Here is a 13,025-nt window from a genome sequence, read left to right on the forward strand (position 1 = left end):
ATGGACCAGCTCGACGTCTTCGCGGTCAGGAGGTCCAAGGCGAAGACGGTGCCGGCTCTGGTGCTGGTAAGGCAGTTCGGCGGAGACCCCCAGGCGCCGGCGTTCATGGTCCAGGAATACAGGAAGCGACTGTCGCGACAGCATCGGACGTCCCGCCCCGTGCCCCATGCCGTGATCAACGACGCCGCGTTGGACGCCCTGTACATCGCTCTGCGGAAACGGCGGACATGGCTGAACGGTGCCGCCAAGGTCGCGGAACTCGTCACCGACCACCCCGTGATCTCGTGGCTGAAGGGGATCGTGACGGCGCCGGCCGTCGGAATCCCCAGAATCTGCTACCGGTTCTACCTGCGGCACTGGGGCCTGCGCCGGGCTGTCAAGGATTCCCAGTGGCACCCGTTCCTGGACGCCGCTGTCGCGCGCTTCTCGGAGAACGGTGAGCCGGACCCGGAGAGCTCGGAAGTGTGGCGCATCCTGTTGCTCGCGCTCCTCACGGACCTGCGCAAGGCCACCCGCAGGCGAACCTGGGCGAGCCATTCATGGGCGCGGCGACGGTGGTCCTTCGTCGTGCTGATTCCCGAGATCGACCGTCTGAACGGCCCCGGTCCCGCGTTCCTCGGCGTGTTCCAGGAACTCGCCGGTGACCGAGGCCAGTCCACCCAGCCGCTCCTCGTGCTCGCCGCCTGCGCCGGAACGCCGCCGGACCACGCCGTTCCGCTGGGCGCCGACCTGTCCGAGCGGAGCGCCGTCGCCGACAAGGTCCGCACCAGGACTATGCCGCCGACTGGCTCCGGCCGGCCGTACTGCCGGCCCTGGCCGCGGCGGTCGCCGGTCTCGTCCCCCAGTACGTGACGACCGTGCCACCGGAGCGGCCTTCCTGCGTGACGGTCGGTACCGGTGAGGGCGTGGGTGTCACCGACGGCGCCGAGTGCGAGCTCGCGGTGCGGGGGAAGGTGTCTCGCAGTACCCCGGGGCCTCCGGTGTGCTCCAGCTGGACGGGCGGAACAAGTACCCGCCCGACAAGGCTGTCTTCATCCGCCGGCTCATGTGGCCGAAGAGCGCCACCACACTGCTCGGCTGCGGAATCCTTCCCAACCAGCACAAGGCGACCAAGTGGGGTGTGCCGCCCGGCACTTACCCGTGTCCGCAGGACAGCCCCTGACCCTTCGGGGGGCCGCCGCCCTTCTCGGGGCTATCGCACCCCGTCCCACAACAGCCGTTCCTCCGCCCGCAGATCCTTCCCGGGCGCCGATTCCTCCGCGAAGACCATTGTCGTGCGGGTGGTCTCGTCGTAGGCGGGCCAGCCCGGGTCGCCTGTGCGGGCGAACGACACCCAGGCCGTGTGCATCGTGTCGGCGAGGGGCTGGGGTGGGGTGGGGCCGAGGAGAGGGGCGTAGGACGGGTCGGTGAGGCGGTCGAAGACGAAGGGGAGTTCGAGGGCGTGGCAGGCGCCGAGGCGGCCGTCGAACCGGGGGGAGCGCCAGGCGAATTCGTAGAGGTGGGAGCCGGGGACGGATTCGGCGAGGCGGATGGCGGGGACGCGGTAGAACCAGTCCGTGGCCACCGCGTCGAGGAGTTCGCCGGGGGTGGCGGTGGGGCGGGCGGCGCGGTAGACGGGGAGGGCCTTGTCGGGGTCGAGGCCGTAGGCCGCCGTCATCGTGCGCAAGCGGGACTCGGGGAAGGCGTCCAGGCGGTGGGTGGGGGCCAGGAAGAGGCGGTACTCCTCGCGGTTGGTGCCGATGAGGAGGTCGATCCCGCAGTCCGGGCCGGGGAGCGCGAGGCTGGGCAGCACCGGCTCGAAGGGCATCATGTTGAGTGCCGCCTCGCCCCAAACGGCGGGATCGGGACGGGCGTTGAGCTCGGCGCGCAGGTCTGCCTGGGCTGTGAGGAGGGCGTCCAGAGGGACCGTGGCGAGTGACTCGGGGGTCGGTTCCACGCCGAGCTTCGCCGCCAGATGGGCCGCGATCCGGTCCGCCGAGTCGGGACGCAGGAAGTAGTGGCACGAGCCGCTCTGGAGGATCGCGCGGCGCACCAGGCCGCGCAGCTCGCCCGTCGCCAGCAGCGCGCCGATGCTCATGGCGCCGGCCGATTCGCCGAACACCGTCACCTGGCCCGGATCACCGCCGAAAGAGGCGATGTTGGCCCGCACCCAGCGCAGCGCGGCCAGCTGGTCCAGCAGTCCGCGGTTGTCGGGCACGCCGGGAAGGCGGAGGAAACCGTCCGCGCCCAGACGGTAGTTGAGGGTCACGCAGACCACACCGTCGCGCGCGAAGGCGCTGCCGTCGTAACCCGGCGCCGAACCGGAGCCGTTGGAGAACGCGCCCCCGTGCAGCCACACCATCACCGGCAGCCGGGCACCCGAACCGGGCGCGGACGTCCAGATGTTGAGGTTCAGGCACTCCTCGCCCGGGATGCTGTCCTCGGGGATCAGGGCGTCGAAGGGCGGGGCGTACGGGGCGTGGGGTGCGGTCGGGCCGTAGGCGGTGGCGTCGCGTACGCCGGCCCAAGGCTGCGGCGGCGCGGGGGCTTTGAAGCGGAGGGGGCCGAACGGCGGTGCCGCGTACGGGATTCCCAGGAAGGACACCACGCCGTCCGCGCCGGTACGGCCCCGGACCGCGCCTTGCTCCGTCGTGCACACCGTCATACCGACAGGACCTCCCGCAGTGCCGTCACGAACCCCTCGGGCCTCTCCAGGCGCGCCGTGTGTCCCGCGTGGGCACGGCGGCCTCCCGTACCGTACCGCCGTGCGGGGGTGGCGAAACGGGCGCTCCTCGCCGCTGGCCCTGCTCGGCAGCGTGTGGCAGCATGCCACCCGTTCACGAAAACGATCACGCCGGGCCCTGTGGGGCCGGGCGCGGATCTCCCTGCCGGGTGCGTAAGGGGGTCCTCTCTTCACGGAGGAGGGCTCATGCACGGGCGATGGGCTGACTACAGGCAGGCCGTGGTGGACATCAGGGTCGGCGAGCGGAACACCGTACGGGTGACGCCCTGCGCCGCGGGCGTGACCGAGGGGGCGTTCCCGGAGCCGTCCGGCCGGACCGTTCACATCATCACGGCCGCCAACCCCCGTGGGCGCGTCGTCGCCCCCGAGGACAACACATGGGCCCACGCACTGTTGTTGGACGAGCTGGCCTGTGGTGGACACACATGGTGGCCCGCCACAGGGGGCAGCCCCTGCGGCACCCACACCGAGGAGAGCGTGGCCGTCACCGGACTGACCGACGCGGAGGCTCGCGCCTTGGGGCGCCGGTTCGGGCAGGACGCGGTGTTCGCGTGGAGCCGGGAGGCGTGGCGCCTGCTGGCGTGCTTCGGGGAGCGGAGCGCGGTGGCGGGGTGGCGGACGGTTCCGGCCCCGCCGTGCCCCACACGCCGATCGCGCCGACCGTGCGCACCGACCCTCCCACGCCCGCCGCGCCCCGCACCCCCGTGCCCTACGACAACTCCGCTCAGCGATAGTCCTCCGGATGCGACTGCATCCACTTGTTGATCCTGTCCCGGGTGCCGAGCAGCAACTTCTGGTGCTTGTCGAGGTTGGGGAAGGAGGTGTCCTGCCCCAGCGCCCCACGCAACGCGTCCATCCACGCGAGCGGCGCGGTGAAGTGCCCCTTGCCCTTCGGGTCGGCCTTCATCGCGGCGTCGAGCGCGTCGAGGTTGTCGTGCACGCGGGTGAGGAAGTACTCGCAGTCCGCGGGGTCCGGACAGCCCGCCTTGTACGTCGGACCGTCCTGGTACGTCGCCTGGAGCACGGCGAACGCGTCCCGGACCTCGGGCTGGGTGACGGCCCGCCGCGTCGGCGCGGACGCGGAAGCCGGTGCGGACGCAGAAGCTGGCGTGGACGCGGACGCGGACGGGGAAGGGTCCGCCGAGGCGGTGTCGTGTCCGGCCGAGCAGCCGGTCAGCAGGATGCCGGCCAGCAGCACGGGCAGTGCGCGGCGCGAGGCGGTGGTTGAAGGCATGGGCGTCCCCCCGTTCGAGCGGCCCTCCGGGCCGGCTGGGCGCCGATCATCGCAGAGCCCGGTCTCGGGATGATCACCGGCCGGTGGCCCCGGCCCCGGTGCGTCTCGTGGCCCCGGCCCCGGCGCACCGCCGCCCCCCGCTGCAAAACCCGCCCGATCCCTTGACTCCGCCCCTTACGAGGGTTTAACTCACGTCCTAAATTAAGCCATGAGGAGCCTTCGGGGGTCGAACGGGGTGTCGGCTGTCGTGAGCGGTCCTCGGGGTCTCGACTCCCGGAAAGGGACTTCTGGAGCCATGCGCAGCATCCGAGCCGCGGCCACCGGCGCCGTCGTCATGTCTCTCGCCCTCGCGGCCACCGCGTGCGGGGGAGGTACGTCCGGCGGGGACGACGCCAACGGGTCGTCCAAGACGCTGACTTACTGGGCCTCCAACCAGGGCGCGAGCATCGCCGTGGACAAGAAGGTCCTCCAGCCGGAGCTGGACAAGTTCGAGAAGCGGACCGGCATCAAGGTCAAGGTCGAGGTCGTGCCCTGGTCCGATCTGCTCAACCGTATTCTGACCGCGGCCACTTCGGGCCAGGGCCCCGACGTGCTCAACATCGGCAACACCTGGAGCGCCTCTCTCCAGGCGACCGGCGCGCTGCTGCCCTGGGACGCGAAGAACTTCGCGAAGATCGGCGGCCGCGACCGGTTCGTGGACTCCGCGCTCGGCTCCACCGGCGCCGAGGGCAAGGACCCGGCGGCCGTACCGCTGTACTCGATGGCGTACGCCCTCTACTACAACAAGCAGATCTTCGCCGACGCGGGCATCTCCAAGCCCCCGGTCACCTGGGACGAGCTGATCGCGGACGGCAAGAAGATCCGGGCGAAGGGCAAGTCCCCGCTGGGCGCGGAGGGTTCGAACGTCTCCGAGAACATCCACCACGTCTTCGTCTTCGCCAAGCAGCACGGTGCCGACTTCTTCGGCAGCGACGGCAAGCCCGACTTCACCGACCCGAAGGTGGTCGACGCGGTCAAGCAGTACGTCGACCTGATGGCCAAGGACAAGGTCATCCCGGCCGGCAACGCCGAGTACGCGCAGAACCAGTCGGTCAGCGACTTCGCCAAGGGCAAGCAGGCGATGCTCCTTTGGCAGTCCGCCGCCGCCAACCTCACGTCGCAGGGCATGAGCGACGACGCCTACGGAATCGCCCCCGTGCCCGTCCAGTCGGGCAAGCCCGGCACCGGCGCCCAGGTCAACTCCATGGTCGCGGGCATCAACCTCGCCGTCTTCAAGGACAGCCACAACGTCGACGGCGCCACGCAGTTCGTGAAGTTCATGACCAGCGACGACGAGCAGAAGATCCTGAACAAGGCCTACAGCTCCATCCCGCCGGTCAAGGCCGCCCAGCAGGACCCCGCGTTCAGCGCGCCCGCGACGGCCGTCCTCAAGGACACCCTCGCCACCAGCGCGACCGCGCTGCCCCAGGTCGCCGACGAGTCGCAGTTCGAGACCGCGGTCGGCACGGCCGTCAAGGACCTGTTCGCCGACGCGGCGGCGGGACGCGCCGTCACCACCGCCTCCGTCAAGGCCAAGCTGGAGAAGGCCCAGCAGCAGATGCCGGCGGCCTGACGACCATGACCACCACCGTTCTCAAGGAACCGGTGCGCGGCGACGCGCCCGGTGCCGCGCGCAGCCCGCGCCGCACCGGGCGCGTCCGGCGCGTGACCCTCCCGTATCTGCTCCTGCTGCCCGCCCTCGTCCTCGAACTCCTCGTCCATCTCGTGCCGATGGTCATGGGCGCGCTGATGAGCTTCCGGGAACTCACCCGGTTCCACATCCGCGACTGGTCCACCGCGCCCTGGACCCGGCTGAGCAACTACCGCGTGTCCGTGGACTTCGACGCCCCCATCGGCAAGGCGCTGCTCCACTCGTTCGCCGTCACCGTCGGGTTCACCCTGCTGTCCGTCGCCCTGTGCTGGCTGATCGGCACGGCCGCCGCCGTCTTCATGCAGGACACCTTCCGGGGCCGCGGCCTGCTGCGCGCCCTGTTCCTGGTGCCGTACGCGCTGCCCGTCTACGCGGCCGTCATCACCTGGGTGTTCATGTTCCAGCACGACAACGGCCTGGTGAACCACGTCCTGCACGACCAGCTCCACCTGACCGACCAGCGGTCGTTCTGGCTGCTCGGCGGCAACAGCTTCTACGCCCTGCTCACCGTCTCGGTGTGGAAGGGCTGGCCGTTCGCCTTCCTCATCGTGATGGCCGGGCTCCAGAACATCCCGAACGAGCTGTACGAGGCGGCGGCGTTGGACGGTGCCGGCATGTGGAAGCAGATCCGGCACATCACGCTGCCCGCGCTGCGCCCCGTCAACCAGGTACTCGTGCTGGTGCTGTTCCTCTGGACGTTCAACGACTTCAACACGCCCTTCGTGCTGTTCGGCCGGAGCGCCCCCGAGGCGGCGGACCTCATCTCGGTGCACATCTACCAAACCACCTTCCTTACCTGGGACTTCGGCACCGGATCCGCCATGTCCGTCCTGCTGCTGCTCTTCCTGCTGGTCGTCACCGGCGGCTATCTGCTGGTCACCTCGCGCGGACGGAGGGGCGCCGATGTCTGAGCCGCTGACCGTGTCCCAGGCGAAGCCGATGTCCAAGGCGAAGTCGACACCCAAGGTCAAGCCGACGCCCAAGTCCCCCCTGACCCGCCCCCGTTCGTTCCAGTGGTCCCGGCGGATCTTCCTCACCCTGCTCACCGGCTTCGTGCTGCTGCCCGTCTACGTGATGGTCTCCAGCTCGCTGAAGCCGCTCGCCGACGTGACCGGCGAATTCCACTGGCTGCCCAGCGAGTTGACGATCCGCCCGTACATCGACATCTGGTCCACCATCCCGCTCGCCCGCTACTTCGTGAACTCGCTGATCGTCGCGGGCGCGGCCACCGTCTGCTCGGTCGTCATCGCCGTGTTCGCCGCCTACGCCGTCAGCCGCTACGACTTCCGCGGCAAGCGCGTCTTCACGGTGACCGTGCTGTCCACCCAGATGTTCCCCGGCATCCTCTTCCTGCTCCCGCTGTTCCTGCTCTACGTCAACATCGGGAACGCCACCGGGATCGCCCTGTTCGGCTCGCGCGGCGGACTGATCCTCACGTATCTGACCTTCTCGCTGCCGTTCTCCATCTGGATGCTGATCGGGTACTTCGACTCCGTGCCCCGCGACCTCGACGAAGCCGCGCTGGTGGACGGCTGCGGGCCGCTCGGCGCGCTGCTGCGGATCGTCGTGCCCGCCGCCGTGCCCGGCATCGTCGCGGTCGCCGTCTACGCCTTCATGACCGCCTGGGGCGAGGTCCTCTTCGCCTCCGTCATGACCGACGACACCACCCGCACCCTCGCCGTCGGCCTCCAGGGCTACTCCACCCTCTACAACGTCTACTGGAACCAGATCATGGCGGCCTCCCTGGTGGTGAGCGTGCCCGTGGTCGCGGGCTTCCTGCTGCTCCAGCGCTACCTCGTCGCCGGACTGACCGCGGGCGCCGTCAAGTGATCAACACCCCCCACCGCGAAGGGACTTCCGTGTCCGAACCCATCGACCTCGCCGCCCTGCCGAACGACTTCCTCTGGGGCACCGCCACGGCGGCGTACCAGATCGAGGGCGCCGTCGCCGAGGACGGCCGCTCACCGTCGATCTGGGACACCTTCTCCCACACACCCGGCAAGACGGCGGGCGGCGACACCGGCGACATCGCCTGCGACCACTACCACCGCTGGCCCGAGGACCTCGCGCTGATGCGTCAACTCGGCGTCAACGCCTACCGGTTGTCCGTCGCCTGGCCGCGCGTCGTGCCCGGCGGCGACGGTGCGGTCAACGCCAAGGGGCTCGCCTTCTACGACCGCCTGGTCGACGCCCTCCTCGAAGCGGGCATCACGCCCTCGGTCACCCTCTACCACTGGGACCTGCCGCAGGCCCTCCAGGACCGGGGCGGCTGGCCCGAGCGCGACACCGCGCACGCCCTCGCCGAGTACGCCTCCGTCGTCGCCGAACGCCTCGGTGACCGCGTGAAGTTGTGGGCCACTCTCAACGAGCCGCTGTGCTCCGCCTGGATCGGCCATCTGGAGGGCACTATGGCCCCCGGCCTGACCGACCTGACGGCCGCCGTCCGCGCCTCCTACCACCTGCTCCTCGGCCACGGCCTCGCCGCCCAGGCCGTACGCGCCGCCGCACCCGGCGCCGAGGTCGGCATCGTCAACAACCTCTCCACCGTCCACCCCGCCACCGACAGCCCCGAGGACGCGGCCGCCGCCCGCCGCCAGGACGGCCACGTCAACCGCTGGTGGCTCGACCCCGTGCACGGCCGGGGCTTCCCCGCCGACATGCGCGAGCTCTACGGCGTCGAACTCCCCGAGAAGCCTGGCGACTTGGACACCATCGCCGCGCCCCTCGACTGGATCGGCCTCAACTACTACTTCCCGGCGTACGTCATCGACGACCCCCAGGGACCCGTCCCGCACGCCCGCGCCGTACGCCGCGAGGGCGTCGCCCGTACCGGCATGGACTGGGAGATCGAACCCAAGGGCATCGAGAGCCTGTTGCTGCGCCTCACCGAGGACTACGGCGCCCGCAGGATCTTCGTCACCGAGAACGGCTCCTCCTTCCCCGACACGGTCGGCCCGGACGGCACCGTCCACGACCCCGAGCGCCGGGCCTACCTGGAGTCCCACCTCGCCGCCTGCGCCTCCGCCGCCCGCAAGGGTGCCCCGCTCGCCGGCTACTTCGCCTGGTCCCTCCTCGACAACTTCGAGTGGGCCTACGGCTACGCCAAGCGGTTCGGGCTCGTCCACGTGGACTACGAGACTCAGCGGCGGACGGTGAAGAGCAGCGGACGGCGGTACGCGGAGATCGTGGACGCGCACCGCAAGCTCGCCGCCGGCTGAGACGGGGCGGGGCCGGATCCGAGGTGCGTCGGACCCGGCCCCGGGCCGTCAGGTGCGGGCGAGCGCCGGGCCCGCCGCGCCCGTCAGGTGTGCGCGAGCAGGGACTCCCAGGCCGCCGCCGTGGCCGGGTGGCGCGCGGCCGGCGCCGTCGGTCCGGTCGCCTCCGGGGGAGCCGAGGCCCAGCCGTCGTCGCAGCCCAGCAGCTCCGCCACGGCATCGCACGACGCCGGATGCGCGGCCAGCAGCGCGACACCCCGCACCACCGGGGCATCGGGAGCCGCCCACCCCTCCCCGCAGCCCAGCAGCTCCGCGAGCGCGTCGCAGGTCGCGGGGTGTGCCGGGAGCAGGGCCGCGCCGCGCGGCGCCCGCGGTTCGGGGCGGTGCACCACGGCCCGCGTCTCGGCCCGCCACGGCGGTGTCCACGCGTCCAGCGCCGCCAGCCGGGCCGGGAAGATCCGGGCGGCCTCCCGGATCAGCAGCGGCGCGAGGTCGCCCGCCTGGGCGCGCAGCGTGGTGATCAGCAGCGGCAGCCACGGCAGCAGCACCGTGTCCGGCAGCCGGCCGAAGGCGTTGGAGACCGCCTCCACCACCACGTCCGCGAGCCCGGGCACCGGCTCCAGGGCGTGCACGAAGCCACTCAGGTAGCGCGGGTAGGCGGACACCACCAGCGGGTTGTCCAGCAACTCGACGCACCGCGCCCGCAGTTCCGCGCGGGACAGCGTGCCGAGCTGCACCTGCGCCGCCCACAGCAGCGCCGTCTTCGCCGGATCCTCGGGGTGCGACTGGGCCACCGCCAGCTCCAGCTGGGCCCGGTCACAGCCCAGCGACAGCGCCAGGCTCTCCATGCCGAAGAGGAACCCGAGCATCGCCGCGACCTGCCCGGCCGTCGCGTCCTCGTCGCGGAACGCCGTCGGCAGCAGGGTGCAGTAGTGCGCGTAGCCCGCCTTCGTGAAGGACTCGATCCACGGCGGCAGCACCGGAGCGTGGGTGCGGTAGTACGACAGCAGCCTCCGCACCCGGCGCAGCACCTCAGGCGCCCCGTCCACCGTGCGTTCGGTGGCCAGCACCTTCAGCGCGTGGGTGCCGAGTTCGTCGGCGAGACGCCCGCCGCCCAGATACAGCGTCGCGTCCTCGACCGCCGCCAGCACGGCCGCCGCCGTCGCCTGCGGGGCGTACGCCTCGCGCCGCAGCCGCTGCTCCAGGACCTGTTCGAGGCTGACGCCCTCGTACCCCAGCTCGATCAGGGCCCGTTGATGGGTGCCGATCGCGAGGTCCCAGGACTCCTGGAGGGAACGCTCGCCGAGCTTGCGCTCACCCATGATCGGGCGGGCCGCGCCCTGCGGGAGCAGGCGGCGCAGCATCCACAGCACGTCCGAACAGGCCGCCAGCCCGGGCTGCGAGACGATGTCGAGCAACGCCCGCTGCACACCCCGCTGTTGGAGCTTGAGCCCCAGTGGCGCCAGCCGGTCGTGCACGTCCCGCGCCAGCGGTGGCAGGGCGTCGTAGCCGACCTGGCCGATGCGGTCGCCGCCCATCATGATCTCGACCAGCCGCCGCACGTCCCGCCGGCCGGGTACGGCGTCCTTCTCGATGCAGGTGACCGCCGCGTCCTGGAAGTCGTACGGCGTGGGCTTCGCGCGGTCGCGCATCCCGGCCAGCAGGATCGACGTCTCGAAGACGGCGATGGCGTCGGCGGTGGAGGCCAGATAGCCGTTGCGGCGGGCCGCGCGGACGATGTCCACGGACCAGCCGAGCAGTTCCGCCTCGTCCAACGTGTCCAGCGCGGGCGGCCGTTGGAGGAAGCCGGTGAGGCGGTCCGGTGCCGGTCCCGTCGATGGCGTGACAGCCTTCGCCGCGCTCTTCTTCAGGGCACCCTTCTGCCCCGCCAGCCGGTACGGCCGCACCCGTGAGCGCTTCAGGCCCTTCGCCCACTCCGTCGCGGCGATCGACACCGAACCCGCGGCGAGGCCGAACTGCGCCTCGATGGCCGCGTTGCTGGACGGGATCAGGCCGTACTGCCAAGTCGTCGCCGTACGCGGGGAGATGGTGAACGTGTCGGCGCCCTCGACACCGAACTCCGCCACCCGGCTGGCCGCGTGGAACGCCCCGCACACGTACAGGCAGTCCGCCGGGTCGGCGCCGGACGCCGCCAGGTGCTCGCGCATCCGGGTCCACATGTACCGCTCGCGGTCCTCGTCCACCCGCACCCGGCCCTCGTCACCGGGGGCGAGCCGCCGGAAGAGGCTGCCGATGAGGAACATGGCCTGGCGGTAGGTGTCGTGGTCGCTGCCCGCGAGCGGGACCTCGACGTACTGGTGCCACCACTCCGACCAGTGCCGCACCCGGCCGTGCCGCAGCAGATGCTCCTCCAGCTCGGCGAAGCGCGGGCGCAGGTCGCCGATCTCCACGCCGACCGCCTCGCCGTGGAGTTGAGCCTCCTCGGGCGCCTCGTCCTCGGAGTCGGGCTCCCGCGTCGTACGGCTCGTGTCCCACTGGTACACATGGTCGGCCGACCGGTCCACCAGGACCAGTTCCACCCCCGGAGTGTCCAGGGCGTACGCGATGGCCTGGTACTCCGCGGACGCCTCGGTGACCGGCGCGACCACCGACAGCGGCGCCCACTCGGCCGGGAAGCCGTCGGTCCTGCCCGCGAACGCCTGCACCGCCACCGGGAGACGGCAGTTGCGCAGCTCGGTCAGCAGCGGGGCCATGTCCTCGCACAGCTCCAGGTACACCACCTTGGGCTGCTTCTCGCGCAACCGTCTGGCCATGGCGAGCGCCGAGGCGGGGGAGTGGTGGCAGACGGGGAAGATCTCCAGCGGCTCGCGGACCGCGCGGTCCACGTCGTCCACCATGCCGAGGAGGATGCCCTCCAGAGCGTCGGGGCCGCCCGCGAACTCGGCCGCCGCCTGCTGGAGTTGCCCGCGCAGCGCGCCGAACGCGCCCTCGGGGGTGCCGTGCACCACGGCGTGCTCCGCGCTCACGACAGGGTGGCGATCGCGTCGCGGCCGCCTTCGAGGAACTCCGGCCAGGAGCCGCCCTCTTCCTTGCTGCGCGGCTCGACCACGCCGTGCAGATACTTGTTGAGGATGGCGAGGTCCTCCGGCTCGCGCCGGGTGAGGGAGCCGACCAGCGAGGAGGCGAGCGTACGGGCGGTGAGGGTCTGCTCCCCGAAGAAGTTGCCGTGCAGCACGGCGTCCTCCAGCACGCCGATCTGCTCGGCCGTCGAGAGCGCCGACTCCAGCTTCTCGTCGTCGCTGCCTGCCGAGGCGGACGACGCGCGCAGGTCCGCGAAGCTCTGGAGCAGCACATCGAGCAGGGTCGGCGGCACGTCCAGGTCGATCGAGTGCCGCCGCAGCAGCTCCTCGGTGCGGAAGCGGACGATCTCCGCCTCGCTCTTCTTGTTGGTCACCACCGGAATCCGTACGAAGTTGAAGCGGCGCTTCAGCGCGGACGAGAGGTCGTTGACGCCCCGGTCGCGGCTGTTGGCCGTGGCGATGATCGAGAAGCCGGGCTTGGCGAAGACGATGTTGTCGCTCTCCAGCTCGGGCACCGATATGTACTTCTCCGACAGGATCGAGATCAGCGCGTCCTGCACATCGCTGGTCGAGCGGGTCAGCTCTTCGAAGCGGCCGATCGCGCCGCCCTCCATCGCCGTCATGATCGGGGAGGGGATCATCGACTCCCGGGACTGGCCCTTGGCGATCACCATGGACACGTTCCAGGAGTACTTGATGTGGTCCTCGGTGGTGCCGGCCGTACCCTGCACCACCAGCGTCGAGTTGCGGCTGATCGCCGCCGACAGCAGCTCCGCCAGCCAGCTCTTGCCGGTGCCCGGGTCACCGATGAGCAGCAGGCCCCGGTCGGAGGCGAGGGTGACGATGGACCGCTCCACGAAGCTGCGGTCGCCGAACCACTTCTGCGAGATCTCCCGGTCGAGCCCGTCCGCCCGCTCGGAGCCCAGGATGAACAGCCGGACCATCTTGGGCGACAGGCGCCACGAGAACGGCTTGGGGCTGTCGTCGACGGATTCGAGCCAGTCGAGTTCCTCGGCGTACTTGATCTCGGCGGGGGCGCGCAGGAGGTCGGACATGATGAAGTGCCTTTCGGTACGGGGGAGATCACGGGGAAGGGGCGTCGGTCGCCGCACAGGCCCGCTGA

The 13,025-nt window shown here is 71.0% G+C and carries 10 protein-coding genes; 6 read left to right on the forward strand and 4 right to left on the reverse strand.

What is annotated here, in order from left to right:
- The gene (locus AB0898_RS29515; RefSeq protein WP_366806090.1) at positions 1-852 is read left to right on the forward strand and encodes a hypothetical protein; all 852 of its coding nucleotides are present in this window, start codon (positions 1-3) and stop codon (positions 850-852) included.
- A gap of 340 nt (positions 853-1,192) precedes the next feature.
- Here AB0898_RS29515 and AB0898_RS29520 read toward each other — a convergent pair whose 3' ends face one another.
- Positions 1,193-2,644, reverse strand: a complete 1,452-nt coding sequence (locus tag AB0898_RS29520; protein WP_366806091.1) for a carboxylesterase family protein — start codon at positions 2,642-2,644, stop codon at positions 1,193-1,195.
- Positions 2,645-2,908: 264 nt separating this feature from the next.
- Between AB0898_RS29520 and AB0898_RS29525 the strand changes: the two genes are divergently transcribed.
- Positions 2,909-3,487 carry a DUF3293 domain-containing protein gene (locus AB0898_RS29525; protein ID WP_366806092.1) on the forward strand — a complete coding sequence of 193 codons (579 nt, stop codon included), beginning with the start codon at positions 2,909-2,911 and terminating at the stop codon, positions 3,485-3,487.
- Here the strand turns inward: AB0898_RS29525 and AB0898_RS29530 are convergent.
- Positions 3,447-3,956: a hypothetical protein gene (locus AB0898_RS29530; protein ID WP_366806093.1), complete on the reverse strand. Its 510-nt coding sequence runs from the start codon at positions 3,954-3,956 to the stop codon at positions 3,447-3,449. The genes AB0898_RS29525 and AB0898_RS29530 overlap by 41 nt on opposite strands.
- 295 nt (positions 3,957-4,251) lie before the next feature.
- Here AB0898_RS29530 and AB0898_RS29535 point away from each other — a divergent pair, with 295 nt between their 5' ends.
- The 4 genes from AB0898_RS29535 to AB0898_RS29550 all read left to right on the forward strand — a co-directional run bounded on the left by AB0898_RS29535 (position 4,252) and on the right by AB0898_RS29550 (position 8,864).
- A complete protein-coding gene (locus AB0898_RS29535; RefSeq protein WP_366806094.1) occupies positions 4,252-5,568 on the forward strand; it encodes an extracellular solute-binding protein in 1,317 nt (438 codons plus the stop codon).
- A 5-nt stretch (positions 5,569-5,573) separates the two neighbouring features.
- Positions 5,574-6,557: a sugar ABC transporter permease gene (locus AB0898_RS29540; protein WP_366806095.1), complete on the forward strand. Its 984-nt coding sequence runs from the start codon at positions 5,574-5,576 to the stop codon at positions 6,555-6,557.
- Between the two features lie 79 nt (positions 6,558-6,636).
- Positions 6,637-7,476: a carbohydrate ABC transporter permease gene (locus tag AB0898_RS29545; RefSeq protein ID WP_366806129.1), complete on the forward strand. Its 840-nt coding sequence runs from the start codon at positions 6,637-6,639 to the stop codon at positions 7,474-7,476.
- A 29-nt stretch (positions 7,477-7,505) separates the two neighbouring features.
- Positions 7,506-8,864, forward strand: coding sequence for a GH1 family beta-glucosidase (locus tag AB0898_RS29550; protein WP_366806096.1), 1,359 nt, complete (start codon positions 7,506-7,508; stop codon positions 8,862-8,864).
- A gap of 83 nt (positions 8,865-8,947) precedes the next feature.
- Here AB0898_RS29550 and AB0898_RS29555 read toward each other — a convergent pair whose 3' ends face one another.
- Positions 8,948-11,848, reverse strand: coding sequence for a hypothetical protein (locus tag AB0898_RS29555; RefSeq protein WP_366806097.1), 2,901 nt, complete (start codon positions 11,846-11,848; stop codon positions 8,948-8,950).
- Positions 11,845-12,957 (reverse strand): AAA family ATPase, encoded by a 1,113-nt coding sequence (locus AB0898_RS29560; protein ID WP_366806098.1) that lies wholly within the window; start codon positions 12,955-12,957, stop codon positions 11,845-11,847. Before AB0898_RS29560 ends, AB0898_RS29555 begins: the two co-directional genes overlap by 4 nt.
- Positions 12,958-13,025: the final 68 nt, after the last annotated feature.

Origin of the sequence: Streptomyces sp. NPDC005435, from assembly GCF_040703155.1 — a bacterium.
Taxonomy (GTDB): Bacteria; Actinomycetota; Actinomycetes; order Streptomycetales; family Streptomycetaceae; genus Streptomyces.

What these genes read in the sequence shown, in the direction of transcription:
- AB0898_RS29515 (WP_366806090.1), top strand. Translation starts at nt 1, where the DNA reads ATGGACCAGCTCGACGTCTTCGCGGTCAGGAGGTCCAAGGCGAAGACG.
- AB0898_RS29520 (WP_366806091.1), bottom strand. Translation starts at nt 2,644, where the DNA reads ATGACGGTGTGCACGACGGAGCAAGGCGCGGTCCGGGGCCGTACCGGC.
- AB0898_RS29525 (WP_366806092.1), top strand. Translation starts at nt 2,909, where the DNA reads ATGCACGGGCGATGGGCTGACTACAGGCAGGCCGTGGTGGACATCAGG.
- AB0898_RS29530 (WP_366806093.1), bottom strand. Translation starts at nt 3,956, where the DNA reads ATGCCTTCAACCACCGCCTCGCGCCGCGCACTGCCCGTGCTGCTGGCC.
- AB0898_RS29535 (WP_366806094.1), top strand. Translation starts at nt 4,252, where the DNA reads ATGCGCAGCATCCGAGCCGCGGCCACCGGCGCCGTCGTCATGTCTCTC.
- AB0898_RS29540 (WP_366806095.1), top strand. Translation starts at nt 5,574, where the DNA reads ATGACCACCACCGTTCTCAAGGAACCGGTGCGCGGCGACGCGCCCGGT.
- AB0898_RS29560 (WP_366806098.1), bottom strand. Translation starts at nt 12,957, where the DNA reads ATGTCCGACCTCCTGCGCGCCCCCGCCGAGATCAAGTACGCCGAGGAA.